The 22,387-nt window shown below is 67.9% G+C and carries 23 protein-coding genes and 1 pseudogene; 12 read left to right on the top strand and 12 right to left on the bottom strand.

The genetic code is table 11. The features are described 5' to 3' along the window. Nucleotides 1-131: 131 nt before the first annotated feature. From FB560_RS03460 to FB560_RS03480, 5 genes are all read left to right on the top strand, one after another. Entirely contained in the window at nt 132-1,844 is a 1,713-nt protein-coding gene (locus tag FB560_RS03460) for a cytochrome c biogenesis protein CcdA (protein ID WP_141871074.1), read from the top strand. A 32-nt stretch (nt 1,845-1,876) separates the two neighbouring features. After that, nucleotides 1,877-2,476 carry an ECF RNA polymerase sigma factor SigK gene (sigK, locus tag FB560_RS03465; RefSeq protein WP_188895256.1) on the top strand — a complete coding sequence of 200 codons (600 nt, stop codon included), beginning with the start codon at nt 1,877-1,879 and terminating at the stop codon, nt 2,474-2,476. Further along, entirely contained in the window at nt 2,473-3,273 is an 801-nt protein-coding gene (locus tag FB560_RS03470; RefSeq protein WP_141871075.1) for an anti-sigma factor, read from the top strand. The genes sigK and FB560_RS03470 overlap by 4 nt, the downstream gene beginning before the upstream one ends. Nucleotides 3,274-3,302: 29 nt before the next feature. Next, nucleotides 3,303-3,932: a DNA-directed RNA polymerase subunit beta gene (locus FB560_RS03475; RefSeq protein WP_141871076.1), complete on the top strand. Its 630-nt coding sequence runs from the start codon at nt 3,303-3,305 to the stop codon at nt 3,930-3,932. Nucleotides 3,933-4,103: 171 nt separating this feature from the next. Continuing rightward, nucleotides 4,104-4,988, top strand: coding sequence for an aminodeoxychorismate lyase (locus FB560_RS03480; protein WP_141871077.1), 885 nt, complete (start codon nt 4,104-4,106; stop codon nt 4,986-4,988). 80 nt (nt 4,989-5,068) lie between these two features. On the opposite strand, the gene FB560_RS20850 is transcribed toward FB560_RS03480, so the two are convergent. The 9 genes and pseudogenes from FB560_RS20850 to FB560_RS03520 all read right to left on the bottom strand — a co-directional run bounded on the left by FB560_RS20850 (nt 5,069) and on the right by FB560_RS03520 (nt 14,322). Next, the gene (locus FB560_RS20850) at nt 5,069-5,569 is read right to left on the bottom strand and encodes an endonuclease domain-containing protein (RefSeq protein WP_229673293.1); all 501 of its coding nucleotides are present in this window, start codon (nt 5,567-5,569) and stop codon (nt 5,069-5,071) included. Between the two features lie 219 nt (nt 5,570-5,788). Then, nucleotides 5,789-5,932, bottom strand: a pseudogene (locus FB560_RS21140) (type IV toxin-antitoxin system AbiEi family antitoxin domain-containing protein); the annotation flags it as partial. Nucleotides 5,933-6,181: 249 nt separating this feature from the next. Next, complete coding sequence (gene pstB / locus FB560_RS03490; protein WP_141871079.1) at nt 6,182-6,961, bottom strand: phosphate ABC transporter ATP-binding protein PstB; 780 nt, start codon at nt 6,959-6,961, stop codon at nt 6,182-6,184. Between the two features lie 30 nt (nt 6,962-6,991). Then, nucleotides 6,992-8,095, bottom strand: coding sequence for a phosphate ABC transporter permease PstA (gene pstA / locus FB560_RS03495; protein WP_141871080.1), 1,104 nt, complete (start codon nt 8,093-8,095; stop codon nt 6,992-6,994). Between the two features lies 1 nt (nt 8,096). Beyond that, nucleotides 8,097-9,047, bottom strand: a complete 951-nt coding sequence (pstC, locus tag FB560_RS03500; RefSeq protein WP_141871081.1) for a phosphate ABC transporter permease subunit PstC — start codon at nt 9,045-9,047, stop codon at nt 8,097-8,099. Nucleotides 9,048-9,137: 90 nt separating this feature from the next. After that, entirely contained in the window at nt 9,138-10,244 is a 1,107-nt protein-coding gene (gene pstS, locus FB560_RS03505) for a phosphate ABC transporter substrate-binding protein PstS (protein ID WP_141871082.1), read from the bottom strand. Nucleotides 10,245-10,446: 202 nt separating this feature from the next. Beyond that, nucleotides 10,447-11,424 carry an NUDIX hydrolase gene (locus FB560_RS03510; protein WP_141871083.1) on the bottom strand — a complete coding sequence of 326 codons (978 nt, stop codon included), beginning with the start codon at nt 11,422-11,424 and terminating at the stop codon, nt 10,447-10,449. Continuing rightward, entirely contained in the window at nt 11,421-13,586 is a 2,166-nt protein-coding gene (locus tag FB560_RS03515; protein ID WP_141871084.1) for an RNA degradosome polyphosphate kinase, read from the bottom strand. Before FB560_RS03515 ends, FB560_RS03510 begins: the two co-directional genes overlap by 4 nt. A gap of 52 nt (nt 13,587-13,638) precedes the next feature. After that, nucleotides 13,639-14,322 carry a winged helix-turn-helix transcriptional regulator gene (locus FB560_RS03520; RefSeq protein WP_141871085.1) on the bottom strand — a complete coding sequence of 228 codons (684 nt, stop codon included), beginning with the start codon at nt 14,320-14,322 and terminating at the stop codon, nt 13,639-13,641. Nucleotides 14,323-14,395: 73 nt separating this feature from the next. On the opposite strand from FB560_RS03520, the gene FB560_RS03525 reads away from it, so the two are divergent. From FB560_RS03525 to ygfZ, 3 genes are all read left to right on the top strand, one after another. Beyond that, nucleotides 14,396-14,686 carry a hypothetical protein gene (locus tag FB560_RS03525; RefSeq protein ID WP_141871086.1) on the top strand — a complete coding sequence of 97 codons (291 nt, stop codon included), beginning with the start codon at nt 14,396-14,398 and terminating at the stop codon, nt 14,684-14,686. Nucleotides 14,687-14,856: 170 nt separating this feature from the next. Beyond that, nucleotides 14,857-15,459: an FABP family protein gene (locus FB560_RS03530; RefSeq protein ID WP_141871087.1), complete on the top strand. Its 603-nt coding sequence runs from the start codon at nt 14,857-14,859 to the stop codon at nt 15,457-15,459. A gap of 2 nt (nt 15,460-15,461) precedes the next feature. Further along, the gene (ygfZ, locus tag FB560_RS03535; RefSeq protein WP_141871088.1) at nt 15,462-16,592 is read left to right on the top strand and encodes a CAF17-like 4Fe-4S cluster assembly/insertion protein YgfZ; all 1,131 of its coding nucleotides are present in this window, start codon (nt 15,462-15,464) and stop codon (nt 16,590-16,592) included. A gap of 15 nt (nt 16,593-16,607) precedes the next feature. On the opposite strand, the gene FB560_RS03540 is transcribed toward ygfZ, so the two are convergent. Next, a complete protein-coding gene (locus FB560_RS03540; protein WP_141871089.1) occupies nt 16,608-17,432 on the bottom strand; it encodes a methyltransferase domain-containing protein in 825 nt (274 codons plus the stop codon). A gap of 57 nt (nt 17,433-17,489) precedes the next feature. Here FB560_RS03540 and FB560_RS03545 point away from each other — a divergent pair, with 57 nt between their 5' ends. Then, a complete protein-coding gene (locus FB560_RS03545) occupies nt 17,490-18,239 on the top strand; it encodes a phosphoglyceromutase (RefSeq protein WP_141871090.1) in 750 nt (249 codons plus the stop codon). 113 nt (nt 18,240-18,352) lie between these two features. Here FB560_RS03545 and phoU read toward each other — a convergent pair whose 3' ends face one another. Continuing rightward, a complete protein-coding gene (phoU, locus tag FB560_RS03550) occupies nt 18,353-19,051 on the bottom strand; it encodes a phosphate signaling complex protein PhoU (RefSeq protein WP_141871091.1) in 699 nt (232 codons plus the stop codon). Between the two features lie 218 nt (nt 19,052-19,269). Between phoU and FB560_RS03555 the strand changes: the two genes are divergently transcribed. Together FB560_RS03555 and FB560_RS03560 are read left to right on the top strand one after the other, a co-directional pair. Then, on the top strand, nt 19,270-20,490 hold the full coding sequence (locus FB560_RS03555) for a sensor histidine kinase (protein ID WP_141871092.1): 1,221 nt from the start codon (nt 19,270-19,272) through the stop codon (nt 20,488-20,490). Continuing rightward, nucleotides 20,487-21,170 (top strand): response regulator transcription factor, encoded by a 684-nt coding sequence (locus FB560_RS03560; protein ID WP_141871093.1) that lies wholly within the window; start codon nt 20,487-20,489, stop codon nt 21,168-21,170. The genes FB560_RS03555 and FB560_RS03560 overlap by 4 nt, the downstream gene beginning before the upstream one ends. 76 nt (nt 21,171-21,246) lie before the next feature. On the opposite strand, the gene FB560_RS03565 is transcribed toward FB560_RS03560, so the two are convergent. Next, a complete protein-coding gene (locus tag FB560_RS03565) occupies nt 21,247-21,717 on the bottom strand; it encodes a DNA modification methylase (protein WP_141871094.1) in 471 nt (156 codons plus the stop codon). Nucleotides 21,718-21,852: 135 nt separating this feature from the next. Between FB560_RS03565 and FB560_RS03570 the strand changes: the two genes are divergently transcribed. Further along, nucleotides 21,853-22,335 (top strand): CarD family transcriptional regulator, encoded by a 483-nt coding sequence (locus tag FB560_RS03570; protein ID WP_017201416.1) that lies wholly within the window; start codon nt 21,853-21,855, stop codon nt 22,333-22,335. The last annotated feature ends 52 nt before the right edge of the window (nt 22,336-22,387 follow it).

The following is a 22,387-nucleotide window of genomic DNA, read 5'->3' on the forward strand; positions in this document are numbered from 1 at the left end:
GAGTTGTGTTCGGAGCCCCTCGGTGAACGGATGGGAGAAAATGGAAAATAGATGAGAAACCCCGTAACTGCGGGGAAAGCAATCCGAATTCACCGCAGGTGCGAACAGTTCCCGACAGAAGTGGGGACCTCATGGACCTGATCATCATCGGCCTGCTCGGCGGGCTCATCACCGGTATCTCGCCGTGCATCCTGCCCGTGCTGCCCGTGATCTTCCTCACGGGAGGTGCCCAGTCCGCGAAGTTCGAGGATGAGGTCGTCCCCGCACGACGCAGCCGCCCCTACTTCGTGATCGCGGGACTGGTGCTGAGCTTCACGCTGGTCACGCTCGGCGGTTCGCTTCTCCTCGGGCTGCTGAACCTGCCGCAGGACATCATCCGCTGGGTCGGCATCGCGGTGCTGATCATCATCGGCGTCGGACTCATCGTCCCGCGGTTCGAGCGCATCCTCGAACGGCCGTTCCAGAAGTTCGGTCAGCGCGAGGTCAAGAACCGCGGGCGCGGCTTCGGCGTCGGCCTGGCTCTCGGGGCGGTGTTCGTGCCCTGCGCCGGCCCCGTGCTCGCCGCCATCATCGTCGCCGGGTCGACGGGACAGATCGGGATCGGCACCGTTCTCCTCACCGTCTCCTTCGCGATCGGCGTCGCCGTACCGCTGCTCGTCTTCGCCCTGGCCGGACGCAGCGTCGTGGAGCGCATCCGCGCGTTCCGCTCCAAGGAGCGCGTGCTGCGCATCGCCGCGGGTGTCGCGATGATCGCCCTCGCCGTCGGTCTGGTCTTCAACGTGCCGCAGGCGCTGCAGCGGCTGCTGCCCGACTACACCGCAGGGCTGCAGGAGCAGATCGCCGGGTCCGAGCAGGTGAAGGATGCACTCGAACTGGGCGGACTCGTCAACGACGAGAACAAGGACCTGGACAAGTGCACGAACGGCGCAGAAGAACTCGAGTCCTGCGGCACCGCGCCTTCCCTCAAGGGGATCGAGCGGTGGCTGAACACCCCGGGCGGGGAAGCGATCGACCTCGACGACCTCCGTGGACAGGTCGTGCTGATCGACTTCTGGGCGTACTCGTGCCTCAACTGCCAGCGCTCCATCCCGCATGTGGTGGCGTGGGACGAGGCGTACGGAGAGCTTGGGCTGCAGGTGATCGGCATCCACTCCCCGGAGTACGCCTTCGAGAAGGATGCCGGAAACGTGGCGGCAGGCATCGAGGACTTCGGCATCGAGTACCCGGTCGCCCTCGACAACACCTTGTCGACGTGGACCAACTACCGCAACCGCTACTGGCCGGCCCATTACCTGATCGACGCTGAGGGGACGGTTCGTCACATCTCCTTCGGCGAGGGCAACTACGCCGCGACAGAGGCGATGATCCGTGAACTCCTCCAGGACGCCGACTCCGATGTGACGCTCCCGGCGGCCACCGATGTCGCGGACGACACCCCCGACGTCGGCTCGACCACCAGGGAGACGTTCCTCGGATCCTCGAAGGATGTGAACTACGGCGGAGGCGGCGACTACCGCGCCGGAGCCGGTGACTACGTCTTCCCGAAGGATCAGGCGGACGACTCGTTCGCGCTCGACGGCCGATGGGACGTGGAGACGCAGTACGCGACGCCCTCCGGTGACACCGGGAAGATCCGCCTGGAGTACCACGCGGCGGAAGTGCGCGTGGTCCTCGCCGGCTCGGGGGAGATCCGGGTGACGCACGAGGACGGCTCGACGGGGACGATCACGGTCGACGGGACACCGCGCTCGTACGGGCTGGTGGACCGGGATGCCATCGACGAGGGGACGATCACGCTCGAAGTCCCCTCCGGAATCGAGACCTATTCGTTCACCTTCGGGTGATCCGCTGCACGAGAACAGAGAGGGGATGCGGCATGCTTGTAGAGATGGTCATCGATGGAATGGACGTCCCGGAAGACGGGACCGCGAGCGACGCCGCAGCCGAGCTGCTGCTGCGCATCGCCGACGGTGATCAGGCTGCGTTCGCAGCGCTCTACGACATGCTCTCCTCGCGGGCGTTCGGCCTCATCCTGCGTGTCCTCGTCAACCGCTCGCAGAGCGAAGAGGTGCTGCAGGAGGTTTTCCTCGAGATCTGGCAATCCGCTTCCCGGTTCGCTCCGAACAGAGGTCAAGGACGAACATGGGTGATGACAATTGCACATCGTCGGGCCGTGGATCGGGTGCGTGCATCGCAGTCGAGCACGGACCGTGATGTACGGGCAGGGCTGAGAGACATCGGCGTGGCGCACGACAGTGTCGCCGAGCAGGTGGAACTGGGCATCGAGGGCGAGAAGGTCGTCGGAGCTCTCTCCACTCTTCCCGACGTACAGCGTGAGGCGATCGTCCTCGCGTATTACGGCGGTTACAGTCAGAACGAGATCTCGGCGCTCGTGGGAGCGCCGCTGGGGACGATCAAGACACGGATGCGAGACGGGCTCACCCGTCTCCGCGCAGCTATGGGGGTGACGGCATGAACGAGAAGGACTTCGCAGAACTCGCGGCAGGTGCCGCCCTGCATGCGCTGTCGCCTGCCGACGAGAGTCTGTTCCATGACACGCTCGCGGCGCATCCGGAATGGGCCGATCTCGTGGATGACGATGTCGAGACCGTCGCGTCGCTCGAAGCCGTCGCGGCACCGGAGTTCCCGCCGCTGGACCTGCGGGCCACGCTGCTGGCTCAGATCGCGTCGACACCGCAGATCGGTCGGGATGATCATGACGAAATCGCCGAGCACCCGTCGAAGTCATCGGGCTCTCGCGAGGCGTCATCCGCTGCCCCGGTCGCGGAGCCGCAGGAGCGGGTGACCGCGCCGCGTCGATGGGTGCGATCGATCTTCGCGCTCGCCGCATGCCTCGCACTCGTCGTCGGCGTCGGAATCGGCGCCGCGGCACTCAACGGCTACCTGAACCGCCCCGCTGCGGTCGTCGCGCTGGAGCAGATCCAGTCGTCGAGTGACGCGGAGCAGGCGACGGTGACGCTCGACGACGGCGGCACGGCGACCGCGCACTGGTCGGCCTCCGCAGGAGCAGCCGTGCTCGTCACCGACGGTGTCCCCGCCGCGGCGGAGGGGGAGAGCTACGAACTCTGGTTCGTACGCGGAGAGACCCCCATCTCGGCCGGAGTGTTCGATGTCGAGGGAGGAACCGCCACGGCAGCCCTCTCCGGAGACATGCACGCGGGCGACATCATCGCCGTCACGGTCGAGCAGGCGGGCGGGTCCCCGACGGGGAAGCCGACCTCCGACCCGTTCATCGTGATCCCCACGGCCTGAGGCGCTTCGAACGCGGGTAGCCTGGTTCGATGCCCGAGCAGCACCACCGCCCCGTGCGGCGACCGTCCAGCGCCTTCGACAACATCGTCGGCGCGCACGACCCCGCCGAGGAGACGCGCGTCGCCCACGCCACGGCATCCGCGCTGCTCACCCGGGTGCGTGCGGACGAGAGCGGCGTGAGTGCCGACCGTCTGGTGGCGTTCACCTCCGAGCACGGGATCGACGAGATCGCGGAGCTGTGGTCGAAGGCCGCACCGCGGACGCTTCCGGGGGCGCTGTGGCGTCTGTACCTGCTGCAGCTGGCGATCCATGGCGATCCGGAGACGTCGGCGCTGCTGTACGAGCGCGGGCGCGTCGAGCTGCCCTCGGTCGATGCCGCGATCGCCGGAGCTCCTGTGCCGGCGAACCCGGACGAGCTCGTCGCACTCATCGACACGATCCTCCGCGGGGCGTTCCGCGGCGACTTCGCCGTCGCTCTCGAACGGGCTGCGGCGTTCTGTCGGATCCAGGCGTCGGGAGCCACGCACCTGGCAGACGACTACGAGTCGACGGAACCGGGGCGTGCCTCCGAGCTCACGACCAGGGCGCTGCGCCTGAGCAGCTACGCGCAGGATCTGTCTGCGGCATCCACGCTGTGGCGCTCAGGAACGCTGAGCTGACACGACGCGTCCGCGCGGAATCGCAGGGGGCATAAAAGACCGGGCCGCAAAAACGCCTCTCGGCGGAAGGCCGCTCGCAGCGGCAAAAAATGGAGCCCGGGGTTATGCGGCCCGGCCACTCCATTGTAACGCGGACGCACGGTGGCTATTCCCGACCTCTAGGCTCGGAGCATGAACCGGCGCTTCGCATTGATGATCGATCCCGTCGCCGCGGATGAGGTCCGCGACGACTACTCCGACACCTTCACCACCGTGGATGCCGCGGCGCCAGCTCTCAGCGTGGGCGAGCTGAGCACCCAGCGCGGCGACGGCGTCTTCGAGTCGATCGGCGTGGTCGACGGGCACGCGCAGGAGGTGGTGCCGCACCTGGAACGGCTGGCGCATTCCGCCCGTCTCTGCGACCTGCCGGTGCCGAACGCGGACCAGTGGCATCAGGCGATCGAACAGGCCGCTGCGCAGTGCGGAGACGGCGAGGCGGTCATCAAACTCATCCTCAGCCGGGGAGTGGAGCACGGCCCGACTCCGACGGCGTGGGTCACGGCGGCTCCCGCTGCCGACTTCCGTGATGTGCGCGAGAACGGCATCCGCGTGGTGACGCTCGACCGCGGTTACGACCTCGGGGCGGCGGAGCGGGCGCCGTGGTTGCTCCTCGGCGCGAAGACCCTGTCGTACGCGGTGAACATGGCCGCGTTGCGAGAGGCGCATCGGCGCGGGGCGGATGACGCGATCTTCCTGTCGAGCGACGGGTTCGTGCTGGAAGCGCCCACGGCCTCGCTCATCCTGCGCGTCGGCGACCGGTTCGTGACGCCGGCCCCGAACGGCGGCATCCTGCACGGCACCACGCAGCTCAGCATGTACGACCACCTCACCGCACGCGGCTTCGAGGTCGGATACGACCGCATCCCGGCATCCGATCTCGCCCGAGCGGACGCCGCGTGGCTGGTCTCAAGCGTGCGTCTCGCCGCCCCGATCACCGCGATCGACGGCGTTGATGTCGCGGTCGATCACCCCCTCACGGCCGAGCTGAACGCCTACCTCCTGTCGCCCCGCGACTGAGCCTGCACGGGGGCACGAACCAAAACAGAGACCTTCCGTCTCCGGACCGGAGAGTCGTGCCTCGACGCGCCTCACGAAGGTCACATGGCCTCTGTTTTCTCAACCGTGAGGTGTGCCTCGCGGCGGATCATGCTGACGATAGCGCTCTGCACGAGTGGCCAGTCGTCGACGACGAGTGCGTACGTGAAGCGCAATGTGGTGTATCCCGACGCCGCGGCGATCGCGTCCCGTCGGAGGTCCTTCTGCCTCTCTCGCTCGCGTTCGTGGTTCGCGCGCCCGTCTGCTTCGATGATCAGTCGGGCACCGATGACGAAATCGACCTCTCCCACGCCGTCGACGGGCACCTGCGAGCGGACCGTGATCCCGATGCGGTGCAGACGAAGCCGGATCAACGACTCCAGGCCGCTGTCTGCATCCGCGCGGGCGAACGACACGAGCCAACGGAGCGAGATGGGCAGATGCCGCTGCAGCCACCGCCCACCGGCGGGGGAGAGGAGCGACAGGCGAAGCGCTGACTCGAGAGTCGCGAAGAACGCGTCCTCTCCGCAGCACGTCGCCATCTGCAGAAGTGCGTTGGCCACAGGTGCCGGCTGGCCCACAGTGACGTGTCCGGCATCCCAATGCACGACGCACTCCGCACAGGCCGATCGCGGAGTTCCGGCGGTGCCCATCCACACGTGATGGCCAGAGGGAAGCTCGAGTACCCACAAGCCCCAGGCGGCGGCAGCTTCTGCGCAGGCGATCGTTCCGCCCCGCGACGCGGCATGCTGCATCGGAGGAGGAGTGTCGGGAAGTGCGTACACGCCCTGTCGTGGCCTCAGGATCTCGCCGGCACGAACCGCCCTTGCCAATTCAGTGGTGGTCACTCCGCGCGCTCGAAGCTCGGATGTTCGGGCCATACGCCCGATCACGCGCAGGGCAGTTTCGGCGTGAACGAACGACATGGGTCGAGCATGGGCGTCCCCGGATCACCACTTCATCCGCGTAGCCATGTTCGGTGGAGCGCGCGCAACATCCACCAGCCGTGCAGGAACAGTGATGCCTCACAAACCCCAGACGATTGCCCCCCACCTTCGGCGCGTTGCGCCGTGCCGCGCCGCGCGTGAGACAGACGCTCTGGGTTTTGTCACGGCATACACAGAAGGGGCTCGGATGCCGCAGCACCCGAGCCCCTTCCGATCACGAACCCGTGATCATCCGAAGCGGCCGGAGACGTAGTCCTCGGTCGCCTGCACGGACGGGGTGGTGAAGATCGAGGTCGTGTTGTCGTACTCGATGAGCTTGCCGGGCTTGCCGGTGCCCGCGATGTTGAAGAACGCGGTCTTGTCGGAGACGCGGCTGGCCTGCTGCATGTTGTGCGTCACGATGACGATCGTGTACTCGGTCTTGAGCTCGCCGATCAGCTCCTCGATCGCGTAGGTCGAGATCGGGTCGAGGGCCGAGCACGGCTCGTCCATCAGCAGCACATCAGGGGAGACGGCGATCGCGCGGGCGATGCACAGACGCTGCTGCTGTCCGCCGGACAGGCCGGAGCCGGGCTTCTCGAGACGGTCCTTGACCTCGTTCCAGAGGTTGGCGCCCTGCAGGGACTTCTCGACCAGCGCGTCGGCGTCGGACTTCGAGATGCGCTTGTTGTTCAGCTTCACCCCGGCGAGCACGTTCTCGCGGATCGACATCGTGGGGAACGGGTTCGGACGCTGGAACACCATGCCGACCTGACGACGCACCGTCACCGGGTCGACGGAAGCGCCGTAGAGGTCATCTCCGTCGAGCAGCACCTGGCCCTCGACGCGCGCGCCGGGGATGACCTCGTGCATGCGGTTCAGCGTGCGCAGGAAGGTCGACTTGCCGCATCCGGACGGGCCGATGAACGCGGTGACGCTGCGGGGTTCGATGTTGAGGGACACGCCCTCCACAGCGAGGAAGTCGCTGTAGTAGACGTTCAGGTCGTTGACTTCAATGCTCTTGGACACGGCAGTTTCCTTGCTTGTCGGGTCTGCGGCTCAGCGGCCGGTCTTGGGTGCGAAGATCTTCGCGACGAGGCGCGCGACCAGGTTGAGCACCATGACGATGATGATGAGGGTCAATGCGGCCGCCCAGGCGCGTTCCACATACGCCTCAGCGGGGATGCCCTGGTAGGCGTACTGCGAGTAGGTGAACACCGGGAGCGTCTGCATGCGGCCGCTGAACAGGTTGTAGTTCATGGCGTCGGTGAAGCCTGCCGTGAGCAGCAGCGGCGCGGTCTCGCCGATCACGCGGGAGATGGCGAGCATGACACCGGTGGTGATACCGGCGATGGACGTCGGCAGCACGACCTTGACGATCGTGAGCCACTTCGGCACTCCCAGGGCGTAGGAGGCCTCGCGCAGCTCGTTCGGAACCAGGCGGAGCATCTCCTCGCTCGAGCGCACGACCACCGGGATCATGAGCACGGCCAACGCGACGGAACCGGCGATACCCATCCGCACACCCGGTCCGAAGATCAGGGCGAACAGCGCGTAGGCGAACAGACCGGCGACGATCGAGGGGATACCCGTCATCACGTCCACCAGGAAGGTGATGATGCGCGCCATCCGGCCGTTCTTGCCGTATTCGACGAGGTAGACCGCCGTCATCAGACCGATCGGGATCGAGATGACGGCCGCGGCGAGAGTGACCAGCAGCGTTCCGATGATGGCGTGGAGGGCGCCGCCGCCCTCGCCCAGCACACCCCGCATCGACGAGGAGAAGAACAGTCCGTCGAAGCGCGCGAGGCCCGTGGTGACCACGGTCACGGCGACCGAGATCAGCGGCACCATCGCGATCGCGAAGGCGACCGTGACCACACCGGTGACGAGCCGATCGAGCGCCTTGCGTGCGCCCTCGATGATGCGCGACAGGACGTAGATCAGGACCAGGTAGATGACGGCGCCGAGGATGACGGTGCCGGCGATGTTGAAGTCGGATCCGGAGGCCAGGGCCTGGATCGCGAACGGAGTGGCACCGACGACGAACGAGAGTCCGAGGAGGGCCCACGGCGACCAGCGGGGGAGATGACCCGAGCTGAGGGAGGCCGTCGAGCGGGAGACGGCGACGGCTCGCGCGGATTCGGGGGCGGTCAGGGTCATGTCAGTTCGCTCCCGAGAATTCCTTGCGGCGGTTCACGAACCAGCGTGCGAGAGCGTTCACCGCGAACGTCACGACGAACAGGATCAGACCGGTCGCGATGAGGATGTTGATGTTGATCTGGTACGCCTCGGGGAACGTCAGTGCGATGTTCGCCGCGATCGTGGACGGGTTCGTGGAGGTGAGCAGTTCGAAGGTGACGGCCTTGCTGACGGACAGCACCATGGCGACGGCCATCGTCTCTCCGAGGGCGCGGCCGAGCCCGAGCATGGAAGCGGAGACGATGCCGGAGCGACCGAAGGGCAGCACCGCCATCCGGACCATCTCCCAGCGCGTGGCGCCGAGGGCCAGGGCCGCTTCCTCATGCAGGACCGGGGTCTGCAGGAAGATCTCGCGGCAGATGGCGGTGATGATCGGGACGACCATGACCGCGAGCACCATGGCGGCCGTGAGGATCGTGCGGCCGGTCGGGGAGACGACACCGCCGAAGAAGGGGATCCAGCCGGCGTTCGCGTTCAACCAGGCGTAGATCGGCTGCACGGCCGGCGCCAGGACCAGGATGCCCCAGAGGCCGAAGACCACCGAGGGCACGGCGGCCAGCAGGTCCACGACGTAGCCGAGGCCCTGAGCGAGCCGGCGCGGGGCGTAGTGCGTGATGAACAGGGCGACGCCGAGCGAGAGTGGCACAGCCAGGAGAAGGGCGAGGAAGGCCGCCCACACCGTGCCGAACAGCAGCGGGCCGACGTAGTCCCAGAAGTTGGTCTTGAGGAGCGAGGCGTCTTCGGCGGTCGCGGCGAAGGCCGGGATCGACTGCACGATGAGGAAGATCGCGACCGCGGCCAGCGTGATCATGATCATGGATCCGGCGGCGACCGCCGTGCCGGAGAACCAGATGTCGCCGGCGCGCTTCTTCGCGACGATGCGCGTCGGCGCCGGCACAGTCGTGGCTGTCATGGGAGCTGCTTCCTGCTCAGTGGAGATCGGGTGTCTGACGCGAGCAGACGGTCTCCGGGATGCCGCAGCATCCCGGAGACCGTCACATGATCACTTGATGAGGTCGATCGCAGCCTGCGCCTGCGTGCGCAGGTCGTCCGAGATCGGGGCGCTGCCGGCGTTGGATGCCGCAGCGTCCTGGCCCTCGGCGCTGATCGCGGTGGTGAAGAACGCCTTGGTCAGGGCCGCGACGTTCTCGTCCTCGTACTCGGCGCAGCCGATGAGGTAGCTGACGAGGAGCACCGGGTAGGCGCCGTCTGCGGTGGTGGTGCGGTCGATCGCGAAGGCGAGGTCACCGGCGGTGCGGCCCTCCTCGATCTTCGAGGCGTCGAGCGTCGCGGCGGCGCCCTCGGCCGAGTGCGGCACGAAGTTGTCGCCGACCTTGACGTTGACGGCCGAGAAGTCGGCTGCCTGCGAGGAGTCGATGTAGCCGATGAGGCCCTGTCCGCCCTTGACGGCGTTCGCGACACCCGAGGTCTTCTCCGCGGACTCGCCGGCGAGGTCGGCCGGCCACTCCTCGACGCTGCCTGCGGTCCAGACGTCGCCCGCGGTCTGCGCGAGGTAGTCGGTGAAGTTGCCCGTGGTGCCCGACTTGTCGGAGCGGTGGACGGGCGTGATCGCCAGGTCGGGAAGCGTGGCGTCGGGGTTGTCGGCGGCGATGGCCGGGTCGTTCCAGTTGGTGATCTTGCCCGCGAAGATCGACGCGATGGTCTTGGCGTCGAGGTTCAGCTCGTCCACGCCGTCCAGCGAGAAGACGATGGCGATCGGGGAGATGTACGCCGGGATCTCGACGATGTCGGAGCCGTCGACGCACGCGCCGAAGCCGCCGGCCGCGATCTCATCGGTCTTGAAGGCACGGTCGGAACCGGCGAAGTTCACAGCGCCCTGCTGGAACGACTCACGGCCGCCGCCGGAGCCCTGCGGGTCGTACTCGATCTGCGCGTCGGGGTTGGTCTTCTGGAACTCGGCGGTCCATGCCTGGATGGCGACCTGCTGCGAGGAGGCGCCCGCACCGACCAGCGAGCCGCTGATGGCAGGAACGTCGGACGTGGGAGCGTCTGTGGAACCGGTGGTGCCTTCGTTCGCGGCACAGCCGGCGAGAGCGAGGGCGGCGACGGCGCCGATGGCGCCGATGCGAGCGATTCGGGAGATCTTCACTGTGGATCCGTTCGATCGTGGATGGGTTGAGGCCCGGTGCAGGGCACACAGTGACGCTATGTGCGGCGGTTAACGAGACTCTCCCGCACAGGTGAACGGCAGGTGAACGACGGGCGACTCTCTGGGGTGCCCCGCTGTCACCCGTTGGGTCGCCGGAATCCGTCGACACCGCCATGCAGAGGGTCGACGGGGACTCGGGGAGTCAGACCTTCGGGACGTGGGTCTCGATCGCGATGATGCCGGAGCCGGGGTTGGTCGCCGAGAGGTGCACGACCGAGAACGCGGCCGGCTCGAGGTCCGATGCGCTGCTGAGGTAGGAGCCCTGGATGGTCCCGGTCGCCAACGAGATCTCGGAGAGGAGTCCGGGGAGCACCGGTCCGTGGCTGCACAGCAGGGCGGGCTTGCCTGCGCGCACGCGGCGCCCGACGACCGCGCGGAGGTCGTCGGTCCCGTCCTCCCAGGCGTCCTGACTGATCTTCTCCGTCAGCACGGGCTTGCGTCCCAGCGCCTTCGCGAGCGGCGCGATGGTGCGCACGCACCTCTCGGCATCGCTGGTGATGATCTTGCGCACGCCGAACGCGCGGAGCGGCCCGACGATCGACTTCGCCTGGTTGCGACCGCGCTCGGTGAGCGGGCGGGAGGCATCAGAGCCGTTCCACTCCGACCGCGGCAGCGCCTTCGCGTGCCGCAATGCGATCACCGGGAACGTACGCAGCACGCCGTCGTCGACGAGCGTGGAGAAGAAGTCGAGGATCTCCAGGTCCACCGGGTAGCTGAGGCGGGTGCGGGCCTTCTTGAGGCTCACCCATTCGATCGCCGCGATCTCACGATTCGGCACGAAGGCCGAGGCGCGGATCGCATCCTCCGTCGCCTCCGCCGCCCAGTAGTGCACGACCTTCTGCTTGCGGGACGCCATCACGTAGCGGCTCACGCCCACGGGCACGCCGAGCGAGACCCGGATGCCGGTCTCCTCGTGCACCTCGCGCACCGCGGTCTCGGCGAGCATCTCGCCGGGGTCGACCTTGCCCTTGGGCAGGGTGACATCGCGGTACTTCGTGCGATGGATCAGCAGGATGCGCAGCTTGCCGTCGACCAGACGCCAGACGACGGCGCCGGCGGCGTACACCGCCTTGTCCGTCCACTTCGCGCGGGGCGCTTCCTGCGTCTGTCGAAGTGTCATCGCACCGCCCGTGCGCGGCGGCGCCGCTGGATCAACCCCATGGTCTTATCCTGCAGGTCGATCAGGGGCTTGCCGTCGGCATCCACGGCGTGGCGCTCCCATACGCCGCCGGCACCGAGGTGCCAGGACGTCGTCCCGGGGTCCATCGCGAGGTCGAAGAACGCGAGCAGTTCCTTGAGGTGAGCGGGATCGGTGACCCGCACCAGCGCCTCGACGCGGCGGTCGAGGTTGCGATGCATCATGTCGGCGCTGCCGATGTACACCTGCGGATCCCCATCGTTCTCGAACGCGAAGATGCGGGAGTGCTCCAGGTAGCGGCCGAGGATGCTGCGCACGGTGATGTTGTCGCTGACACCCTCCAGGTCGGTGCGCAGACTGCAGATGCCGCGCACCCACACCTCCACCTTCACCCCGGCGACGCTCGCGCGGTACAGGGAGTCGATGATCTCCTCATCGACCATCGAGTTCACCTTGATGCGGATGTGTGCGGGTTTGCCGGCTTCCGCGTTCTTGCGCTCCGCGTCGATCTGGCGGACCAGGCCCTTGCGCAGGTGGAGAGGCGCGACGAGCAGACGCTTGAACTTCTTCTCGATCGCGTAGCCGCTGAGCTCGTTGAACAGGCGGGTCAGGTCCTTGCCGACCTGCGCGTCCGCGGTGAACAGGCCGAAGTCCTCGTAGATACGGCTGGTCTTCGGGTTGTAGTTGCCGGTGCCCACGTGCGAGTAGTGGCGCAGCATCCCGTCTTCCTCGCGGATGACGAGCGCCAGCTTGCAGTGCGTCTTGAGGCCGACCAGGCCGTAGACCACGTGCACGCCCGCCTTCTCGAGCTTGCGTGCCCAGACGATGTTGTTCGCCTCGTCGAACCGCGCCTTGACCTCCACCAGCGCCAGCACCTGCTTGCCCGCCTCGGCCGCATCGATCAGGGCCTGCACGATCGGGCTGTCGCCGGAGGTGCGGTAGAGGGTCTGCTTGATCGCCAGCACATGCGGGTCGCGGGCGGCCTGCTCCAGGAACGCCTGCACGCTGGTCGTGAACGACTCGTAGGGGTGGTGCACGAGGACGTCCGCCTTGCGGATGGCCTTGAACATGTCGGCGCGGGTGTTGCTGTCGCCGGGCTGGAAGGCCACGGCGGTGGTCGGCAGATGCGGCGGATAGCGCAGATCGGGGCGATCGATGCGCGACAGCCCGAACAGCCCCCGCAGGTCGAGCGGGCCGGGGAGGCGGTAGACCTCCTGGTCGGTGATGTCGAGCTCCTTCACGAGCAGCTCGAGCGTCACCGCATCCATGTCGTCCGTGATCTCGAGGCGGATCGGCGGGCCGAACCGTCGGCGCAGCAGCTCGGCCTCGAGCGCCTGGATGAGGTTCTCGCTCTCGTCCTCCTCGATCGCGACGTCCTCGTTGCGGGTCAGGCGGAACGCGTGGTGGTCGAGCACCTCCATGCCGGGGAAGAGGTCTCCGAGGTGGTTCGCGATCAGCTCTTCCAGGCTCAGGTAGCGCGTGATCTCGCTGGTGCCGGGCACCTCGACGAAGCGCGGGAGCATCGGCGGCACCTTGAGGCGCGCGAACTCCTGGCGGCCGGTGCGGGCGTTGCGGATGCGGATCGCGAGGTTCAGCGACAGTCCCGAGATGTACGGGAACGGGTGGGCGGGGTCGACCGCCAGGGGCATCAGCACGGGGAAGACCTGGAGCTGGAAGTACTCCGACAGCGCAGCCCGCTCGGATTCGGTGAGCTCCGACCAGGCTGTCATCTCGATACCGGCGTCTGCCAGCGCGGGGCGCACCTGCGATGTCCACGCCTCGGCGTGACGCAGCTGCAGCGCGTGCGCCTCTCGCGAGATGTCGGCGAGAGCGTCGACGGGGGAGCGGCCGATGTTCGTGGGCACGGCGAGGCCGGTCATGATGCGGCGCTTGAGGCCCGCGACCCTGACCATGAAGAACTCGTCGAGGTTGCTCGCGAAGATAGCCAGGAAGTTCGCGCGCTCCAGTTCCGGCAGGGACGCGTCCTCGGCGAGCTCCAGCACGCGCTGGTTGAACGCGAGCCAGCTCAGCTCGCGATCGAAGTAGCGGTGGTCGGGCAGCAGGGCGTCGGGCGACTCATTCGCGTCGAAGTCGTCGTCTTCGGCGTCGCCGAGTCCAGCGTCGGCGAGTGCGGGATCGATCATGGGGTACATCTAAGCACCGGGAAGTGACGCGCGCGTGAACGGAGCCGTTCCGTTACCCCGCAGCGACGACCGATTCCTCGTCGTACACGTTGAAGCGGTAGCCCACGTTGCGCACGGTGCCGATGATCTGCTCCTGGTCGCCGAGCTTCGCGCGCAGGCGCCGCACGTGCACGTCGACCGTCCTGGTGCCGCCGAAGTAGTCGTAGCCCCAGACCTCGCTCAGCAGCTGCTCGCGGGTGAAGACGCGGGACGGGTGCGTGGCGAGGAAGTGCAGCAGCTGGAATTCCTTGTAGGTGAGGTCGAGCGGCTTGCCGCGCAGCTTCGCGGAGTACGACTGCTCATCGATCGTGACTCCCGAGGCCTGCACGCGCGTCGGCTCAGCGACCTCGTCGCGTCGTGCGAGGGCGAGGCGCACGCGGGCATCCGTCTCGGCCGGTCCGGCGGTGGACAGCAGGACGTCGTCGATCTCCCAGTCCCCGGAGAGGGCGCTCATGCCGCCTTCCGTGACCACGAGGAGCAGGGGAGCATCCTGTCCGGCGACGCGCAACAGGCGGCACAGCGACTTCGCTCCGACCAGATCGTGCCGTCCGTCGACGATCACGAGGTCGTACTCCGGAGCGCTCACCAGTTGCGCCGGTTCGGCGGGGATCTGGCGCACGCGGTGGCTGAGCAGCTCGAGCGCAGGGAGCACCTGCTCTGATGCGGGAGCGTTCGTCAGAACCAGGACCTGGGCCACACGCACTCCTCACCGGCACCGGGTTGACGCCGTGCCGCCATGATACCGGGAGCGGATGCGCAACAATGGAGTCATGTCGGAACCAGCTCTCGCACCGCGTAACGCTCTCATCGGCGTGGTCGGGGTGTGGATCGCGGCCTTCCTCGCGGCCGTCGCGATCGGGATCTTCGTCTCTGAGGAGTGGCGCGTGTCCTGGATGCTGGTCGCGTTCGGAGGAATCGTGCTCCTCTCCTTCGCCGTGCAGCTCTGGTACGGACGCACGCAGGGATTCATCTTCCGAGTGGCGGGCAGCGTCACCGGGGCGCTCATCCTGATGGGCCTGATCTCGGTGGGTTTCGGGCTCGCGGCGCTCATCCCCGCCTGACATCGCCGCTCCGCTGACATCAGCGCCGGAGAGCGGTAATGTGGAGATCATGGACCTCATCGCGCTCGAATTCTTCTTCATCGGCCTGTTGGGCCTGGCGAGCCTCGCGATCGTCTTCGTCTCAGCCGTGGTTCTGCGCAACCTCTTCCGCGGCCAGCGCTGATCGCATCGTGCTCGAACTCCCGACCGACCTCCCCGCCGACCTCGTCCCGCTCTCGTGGCTGATCGGCGTGTGGGAGGGCACAGGCGTCATCGACTTCCCGGTCGGCGACGACCGACTGCAGGGTGAGTTCGCGCACCGGGTGAGCTTCAGCCATGACGGCGGCTCGTTCCTGAACTACTCCAGCACTGCCACGCTCCTCGGCGAAGACGGCGAGCAGTCGCTGCCACTGGTCTCCGAGATCGGCTTCTGGCGTCTCTCTCGTCCCGCCGGCGATGCCGACGCAGGTCCTGCGCTGCTTCCGCCGCGTGCCGAGGCCGCTGCGCGCACGGTCGACGACGTGGAAGAACTGCGTGGTGACAACGGCTCCTTCCCGATCGAGGTCTCGCTCGCGCATTCGGACGGGATGCTGGAGCTGTACCTGGGGGAGATCAAGGGGCCGCGCATCGACATCGCCTCGGATGCGATCGTGCGTGGTGCCGGCGGGAAGGACTACGGCGCCGCCACCCGGCTCTACGGTCTCGTCGACGGTCATCTGCTGTGGGCGTGGGACATCGCCGCCCTGGGAACTCCGCTGCGCTCACACGCGTCCGCACGCCTGGCGAAGGTCTGAACATGAGCGCCTTCTCCGGCATCCGCGGCGCCGTCTCCGACGACGCGGGCATCTCGCACTTCGGAGATCCGTTCCGGGAGCAGCGCCGCCTCGCCGCCGGCCGTGCGATCGCGCCCCTCGACGACCGCGCCGTGATCGAGGTCGCCGGCCCGGAGCGACTGAGCTGGCTCGACTCCATCACCTCGCAGTCGGTCGGACGGCTCGCCCCCGGCGAGAGCACCGAACTTCTCGTGCTGGATCCGCAGGGGCGCGTGGAGCACGCCGCCGGCGTGGTCGACGACGGGTCATCGACCTGGTTGATCGCCGACGCCGGTGACGCCGACGCCTTGGCCGCTTGGCTCACGCGCATGAAGTTCCGCACCCAGGCGACCGTCGAACGGCGCGACGACCTGACGCTGGTCGGATTCGTCGACGGGGCCTCGGCGGCAGCGACGGTCGTGGCGGCCGCGCTCACATCGCAGGGCGCTCCGCTCATCTGGGCGGATCCGTGGCAGCACGTCACGGCCGGTGGCCACCAGTACGCCGAGATCTCCGAGCACCCGGGTGCGGCTCTGGCCTGGCGGGTCGGCATCCTCACGAACGACGCCGCCGCCGCGCTCGCCGCGTCGCTCGACCCGGAGGCGGCAGCAGGACTGCTCGCCGCCGAAGCGCTGCGGGTCGCCGCCTGGCGTCCGCGGTGGGCCGCCGAGGTCGATGAGCGGTCGTTGCCCCACGAATCCGACTGGCTCCGCAGCGCCGTGCACTTGAACAAGGGCTGCTACCGGGGCCAGGAGACGGTCGCCAAGGTCCATAACCTGGGCCATCCCCCGCGTCGGCTCGCCGCGCTGCAGCTCGACGGCAGCGACGCCGTGCTGCCGCCGGCCGGATCGCCCGTGTTCGCGGGCGACGACGAGGTCGGGCACATCACCTCCGCTGCGCGTCACCACGAAGACGGTCCGATCGCGCTGGCCATCCTGTCTCGCCGCACACCGGTGGGGGACCTGACGGTGCGGGCAGACGGTATCGACATCGCCGCGGCACAACAGGTCATCGTGCCCGCAGACGCCGGTGCCACCGCCGACATCCCTCGGCTCACGCGCCTCTCGCGCCGCCCGGAGGCACCCGACCCGCGCAGCACGAGCGGCGGCCGCTGACCCGTCGCCGCGGAGTCAGGGGAGGGGCGCCACCGCTTCCCACGGCAGCGTGAGCTCACCCAGGCGCCAGCGCGTGCGGCCGCCGAGAATCGGCCAGCCCTGTGCGCGCAACGCCGTGGCTGCGGCGAGGAAGCGTTGTGTCGCCCCGAACGTCGACAGCGAGGCTGCGCGATCCCACTCGCGATCCAGGTCGATGAGGAGAGCGTGGATGCGCTCGCCGGCGACGTTGCGGTGGATCAGCGCCTTCGGCAGGCGCTCGGCGACGATGCTCGGCTGGGCGAGTTCGGCGAGCCGCAGCGACAGCGTGAAGCGCACCGGAATGCCGTCCGGGCGTACATCGACCCAGCTGGACACGCGACCGATCTCGTCGCACGTGCCTTCGATGAGGAGGCCGTTCGGCGCCAGACGTGCGGCGACGGTCCGCCAGGCATCCGCGACGTCTGCCTCGTCGTACTGGCGCAGCACGTTCATGGCGCGGATGACGGCTGCCCGTCGACCGTCCGGCAGCGGGACCTCGAAGCCGCCGCGGGCGAAGGAGACGGGGAGGTCGGATGCGAACGGCGTGCGGCCGGCGCGGACCTCGTCTAGCTGCGCGCTCGCGGTGGCGACGCGCGCGGGGTCGATCTCGAGTCCACGCACCTCGGCATCCGACCGGACGGCGCGCAGTCGCGTCGCCAGTTCGAACGCCGTGACGCCGCTCGCGCCGTAGCCGAGATCGATCACCAGCGGGTCGGCGGCGCGTCGGAACGCCTCGCTCGCGGCGATCCACCGATCGTTGCGCCGCAGCCGGTTGGTCCCGGTCGTACCGCGGGTGGGACGACCCAGGGGAGATGACGCCATGCGTCAATCCTTCCAGCACGCGCGCGAGCGCGGGACCGCCCCGGATAAACTGACGGCATGACTGCGACGCGCACCCTCATCCTGCTCCGCCACGGCCGGAGCGAGTGGAACGAACTGAACCTCTTCACCGGCTGGGTGGATGTCCGCCTCAACGAGCAGGGCAGGAACGAGGCCCGTCGTGGTGGTGAACTGCTGGCCGAGGCCGGCATCCTGCCCGACGTGCTGCACACCTCGCTGCTCAGCCGGGCCATCCAGACCGCGAACATCGCGCTCGACGCGGCCGACCGGCTGTGGATCCCCGTCACGCGTTCCTGGCGTCTGAACGAGCGCCACTACGGCGCCCTGCAGGGCAAGGACAAGGCGCAGACGCTCGAGGAGTTCGGTCCGGAGCAGTTCCAGCTGTGGCGTCGCTCGTTCGACGTGCCGCCGCCCCTGCTCGACGACGAGAGCGAGTTCAGCCAGGTCGGCGACGTCCGCTACGCCGACATCGACGGCGAAGTGCCGCGCACCGAGTCTCTCAAGCTGGTCATCGACCGGCTCCTGCCCTACTGGGACAGCGCGATCGTCCCCGACCTCGAAGCCGGCAAGACGGTGCTCGTCACGGCCCACGGCAACTCGCTGCGTGGACTCGTGAAGCACCTCGAGGGCATCAGCGACGACGACATCGCCGAGCTGAACATCCCCACCGGCATCCCGCTGGTCTACGAGCTGGATGAGAACAACGTGCCCACGGGCCCCGGCCGCTACCTCGACCCGGAGGCCGCCGCCGCCGGTGCCGCCGCGGTCGCCGCGCAGGGCAAGAAGTAGGGGGCGTCGGCGGCGCCGACACCCCCGTTCATCAACGAAGCCCCTCCTGATCCGCGTGGATCAGGAGGGGCTTCGTCGTGCAGAGAGGGCCTTGGCGGCGGGCTCAGGCGTGCTCAGGCGTGCCCGAGCTCCTGCTGCTGCTCGACGGCGAGGGCGATGTCCTCCTCGTCGACCTGCCAGTCGCCGGTCGCGAGGTACACGACCTTCTTGGCGACGGCGACCGCGTGGTCGGCGAAACGCTCGTGGTAGCGGCTGGCGAGGGTCGCGTCGACCGTCGCGGTCGCCTCGCCCTTCCAGTTGTCGCTGAGCACCTTGTCGAAGACGTTCACGTGCAGTTCGTCGACGTCGTCATCGGAGTTGCGGATGGCGTCGGCAAGACGCAGATCCTGCGTGCGCAGCAGTTCGCTGAGCGTGCGGGCGATCTCGACGTCCAGCTCACCCATGCGCTTGAAGGTGCCCTTGAGGCCCTTCGGGATGGCGCGCTCGGGGAAGCGGAGACGCGCCAGCTGCGCGATGTGCTCGGACATGTCCCCCATGCGCTCGAGGGAGGCACTCACCCGGAGGGCGCTGACGACGATGCGCAGATCACGGGCGACCGGCTGCTGGCGGGCGAGGATCTCGATGGCCTGCTCGTCGAGGGCGACAGCCAGCTCGTCGATTTTCGCGTCGTCGGCGATCACCTCTTCGGCCAGTGCGACATCGCTCGTGGCGAAGGCGCGGGTGGCCTTGTCGATCGAGACCGTGACGAGGTCGGCGATCTCCACGAGGCGGTTCTGCAGGTCCTCGAGGGACTGGTGGAAGACTTCGCGCATGTTGGGGCGCAACCTTTCATTGGAATCTCGACTGTGTGTCAGCGCGAGACGGCGGGTCGTCCGCACGAGAGCAGGTCTGCACTCCCGCACAGGCCCGATGCGATTGTGTGCTCCGAAGGTTAACGAACGGTGCCCAGCACGTGAATAGTACTTCTCTCCTTGCCGCAGGGGCGGGGGAACCCGCCGGAGCGCGGGTGAACGCACTCTACGCTGGAGTCATGACCCTGCCGCAGATCGCGCTGATCGCACTCGCCATCGGCGTGCTGATCGGGGTCGGGCTCTCGCTGCTGATCGTCTGGGCCTACCGAGCGCGGGCGAAGGTCGAGCTGGAGACGTCGACGATCGTGCCCGACGGCATGACCGATGTCCTCGACAGCATGGACGATGCCGCGTGCGTCGTCGACTCCTCCGGACTAGTCCTGGCCGGATCGCACGCCGCGACGCGCTTCGGCATCGAGGTGGGCGCGACGCTCGAGAACCCGGAGCTGCGCCAGCTCGTGCGCAGCGTGAGGGCGGTGGGCGGAACGAAGACCGAGACTCTGCGCATCACGCGCGGAGGGCTCAGCCTCGACCCTCGCCTCGTCTCGGCGCGCGCCAGCGTGATCGGCGCGCGGATGGCGCTCGTCATCATCCGCGACATCACCGAGCAGGAACGCCTCGATCAGATGCGCCGCGACTTCGTCGCGAACACGAGCCACGAGCTCAAGACGCCGGTCGGTGCGGTGAGCCTGCTCGCCGAGGCCATCGAATCCGCTGCGGATGATCCTGCCCAGGTGCGGATCTTCGCTGCCCGCATCTCTGCGGAGGCCGGGCGTCTCGGCCAGCTCACCGGACGAATCATGAGTCTGTCGCGCCTGCAGGCCGACGACGGGCTCACCGACGTGGACCCCGTGTCGATCGACGAGGTGATCGCGGCATCCATCGAAGCCCACGTCGTCCAGGCCGATTCCGCGGGCGTCGACCTCACCCGCGGCGGTGATCGCGGCGCCTGGGTGCGCGGCGACGCACAGATCCTGATCGAAGCGATCGGCAACCTCGTGGCCAACGCGATCGTGTACTCCCCGCGCGGGTCCCGCGTCGGCGTCGGGGTGAAGGCGGATGGCGGTGTCGTCGAGATCGCGGTCTCCGATCAGGGCATCGGCATCTCCGAGTCCGATCGCGAGCGCATCTTCGAACGGTTCTACCGCGCCGACGAGGCGCGCTCCCGCCGTACCGGCGGCACGGGACTCGGCCTCTCGATCGTCAAGCACGCCACCCAGCGCCACGGCGGCGAGGTGCGGCTCTGGTCGCGGCCCGGCCGCGGATCCACCTTCACGGTCCGCCTCCCGCAGATCGACGCCCCGCCGATCGAGGACACGGGCAAGAAGCGAAAGAAGAAACGCGCGCGCAAAGCGGAGAAGTCCGCCGGTGCGCGCGTCCGAAAGGGAGAGAAAGCATGACCCGCATCCTTCTCGTCGAAGACGAGCCCGACCTCGCCGACCCGCTGGCGTATCTGCTGCGGCGTGAAGGATACGAGGTCGAGATCGCCGAAGACGGCCCGGGGGCGCTCACGGCGTTCCGGGAGCGCGGCGCCGACATCGTGCTGCTCGACCTGATGCTGCCGGGGATGCCGGGCACCGAGGTGTGCCGGCAGATCCGATCGACGTCCGCTGTGCCGATCATCATGCTCACGGCCAAGGACTCCGAAGTCGACATCGTCGTGGGGCTCGAACTCGGAGCGGACGACTACATCACCAAGCCGTACTCGTCCCGCGAGCTGCTCGCCCGGATGCGGGCCGTGCTGCGACGTGTCGTGCAGGCCGACAGCGAGCTCGACGAGCGGGTGCTGGACGGCGGACGGGTGTCGCTCGACATCGACCGCCACACGGTCTCGGTCGCCGGAGCGGTGATCAACATGCCGCTGAAGGAGTTCGAGCTCCTCGAGGTGCTGATGCGCAACTCCGGTCGCGTGCTGACCCGGGGCCAGCTGATCGACCGGGTGTGGGGGAGCGACTACTTCGGCGACACCAAGACGCTCGACGTGCACATCAAGCGCATCCGCTCGCGCATCGAGGAGAACCCCGGCGAGCCGGTCATGCTCGTCACCGTGCGCGGGTTGGGGTACCGGTTCGAGGGCTGAGACCCCGGCAGACTGACGGCTGAGGCCGGGCACCCCACGGGATGCCCGGCCTCAGCCGTTGTGGTCCTGTGCCGGATCAGTCTCCGGAGGGGACCAGATCGGCGTAGTAGGGCAGCGAACCGTCGAGCACGGGAACCTGCGTCTTGACTCCGATGGAGTCGCCGGACTGGAAGTGCATCTCGATCGTGGCGCCGGGCTTCGTGTTCAGGTCGACGATGCGCAGCGGCTCGGCATCTGCGCCGAAGCTCACGCGGTCGCCTGCGGGGACGGTCACGGTGAAGTCGTTCCCCTCGACGGCGATCGTCAGCGTCGCCCTCTCCTGGGTCGGGTTGACGACGGCACCGATGAAGTTCCCGACCGAGCCGTCCTCGTTCGCGACGATGAACGCGTTGCGCACCGCGAGAGGGCCGTCTTCGTCCGAGATGTTCACGCCGTCAGATCCGGAGTACTCGATCTTCGTCGACTGCGGCGTGATGAACGTGCAGCCGGTCGCGCCGAGAAGAACGAGGGCGCTGATGGCGGCAGACGCAACAAGGCGCGATTTCACGGGTCCTCCTGAGGTCCGACGGGGTATCGGCATCCATTCTACGGGTATGCGCGGGAGGCTTCGAAGACGTGGGGGCGCGAACCTTAGCGCATCTTCCCTGTGGTATCCTTGAGGTTGCCGAAAGGACACGTTTTTATGCTTTTTGAGGTTGGCGAAACAGTCGTCTATCCGCACCATGGCGCCGCGACCATCATTGAGGTCAAGGAGCGCATCATCAAGGGTGAGGCGAAGAAGTACCTGAAGCTCAACGTCACCCAGGGTGACCTGATCATCGAGGTTCCCGCCGAGAATGTCGACCTGGTCGGCGTTCGCGACGTGATCGGCAAGGAGGGCCTCGACCACGTGTTCGAGGTGCTGCGTGCACCATTCACGGAGGAGCCCACCAACTGGTCGCGCCGTTACAAGGCGAACCTTGAGAAGCTCGCCTCCGGTGATGTCATCAAGGTCAGCGAGGTCGTCCGCGACCTGTGGCGTCGTGATCAGGACCGCGGTCTCTCCGCGGGAGAGAAGCGGATGCTGGCCAAGGCGCGCCAGATCCTCATCTCCGAGCTCGCGCTCGCTGAGAAGACCGACGAGGACAAGGCGGGCGCTCTGCTCGACGAGGTCCTCGCGTCCTGAATCTGTCGTCGGCCCCCTGTCGTGATGAATGACGGGCCGTGACGAAGGGGCG

Origin of the sequence: Microbacterium saperdae, from assembly GCF_006716345.1 — a bacterium.
GTDB classification, from domain to species: Bacteria; Actinomycetota; Actinomycetes; order Actinomycetales; family Microbacteriaceae; genus Microbacterium; species Microbacterium saperdae.

Excerpts from the sequence above, each read along its gene's own strand:
- FB560_RS03460 (WP_141871074.1), top strand. The coding sequence starts at position 132 with ATGGACCTGATCATCATCGGCCTGCTCGGCGGGCTCATCACCGGTATC.
- sigK (WP_188895256.1), top strand. The coding sequence starts at position 1,877 with ATGCTTGTAGAGATGGTCATCGATGGAATGGACGTCCCGGAAGACGGG.
- FB560_RS03470 (WP_141871075.1), top strand. The coding sequence starts at position 2,473 with ATGAACGAGAAGGACTTCGCAGAACTCGCGGCAGGTGCCGCCCTGCAT.
- FB560_RS03475 (WP_141871076.1), top strand. The coding sequence starts at position 3,303 with ATGCCCGAGCAGCACCACCGCCCCGTGCGGCGACCGTCCAGCGCCTTC.
- FB560_RS03480 (WP_141871077.1), top strand. The coding sequence starts at position 4,104 with ATGAACCGGCGCTTCGCATTGATGATCGATCCCGTCGCCGCGGATGAG.
- pstA (WP_141871080.1), bottom strand. The coding sequence starts at position 8,095 with ATGACCCTGACCGCCCCCGAATCCGCGCGAGCCGTCGCCGTCTCCCGC.
- pstC (WP_141871081.1), bottom strand. The coding sequence starts at position 9,047 with ATGACAGCCACGACTGTGCCGGCGCCGACGCGCATCGTCGCGAAGAAG.
- FB560_RS03510 (WP_141871083.1), bottom strand. The coding sequence starts at position 11,424 with ATGACACTTCGACAGACGCAGGAAGCGCCCCGCGCGAAGTGGACGGAC.
- FB560_RS03515 (WP_141871084.1), bottom strand. The coding sequence starts at position 13,586 with ATGATCGATCCCGCACTCGCCGACGCTGGACTCGGCGACGCCGAAGAC.
- FB560_RS03525 (WP_141871086.1), top strand. The coding sequence starts at position 14,396 with ATGTCGGAACCAGCTCTCGCACCGCGTAACGCTCTCATCGGCGTGGTC.
- ygfZ (WP_141871088.1), top strand. The coding sequence starts at position 15,462 with ATGAGCGCCTTCTCCGGCATCCGCGGCGCCGTCTCCGACGACGCGGGC.
- FB560_RS03540 (WP_141871089.1), bottom strand. The coding sequence starts at position 17,432 with ATGGCGTCATCTCCCCTGGGTCGTCCCACCCGCGGTACGACCGGGACC.
- FB560_RS03545 (WP_141871090.1), top strand. The coding sequence starts at position 17,490 with ATGACTGCGACGCGCACCCTCATCCTGCTCCGCCACGGCCGGAGCGAG.
- phoU (WP_141871091.1), bottom strand. The coding sequence starts at position 19,051 with ATGCGCGAAGTCTTCCACCAGTCCCTCGAGGACCTGCAGAACCGCCTC.
- FB560_RS03555 (WP_141871092.1), top strand. The coding sequence starts at position 19,270 with ATGACCCTGCCGCAGATCGCGCTGATCGCACTCGCCATCGGCGTGCTG.
- FB560_RS03560 (WP_141871093.1), top strand. The coding sequence starts at position 20,487 with ATGACCCGCATCCTTCTCGTCGAAGACGAGCCCGACCTCGCCGACCCG.
- FB560_RS03570 (WP_017201416.1), top strand. The coding sequence starts at position 21,853 with ATGCTTTTTGAGGTTGGCGAAACAGTCGTCTATCCGCACCATGGCGCC.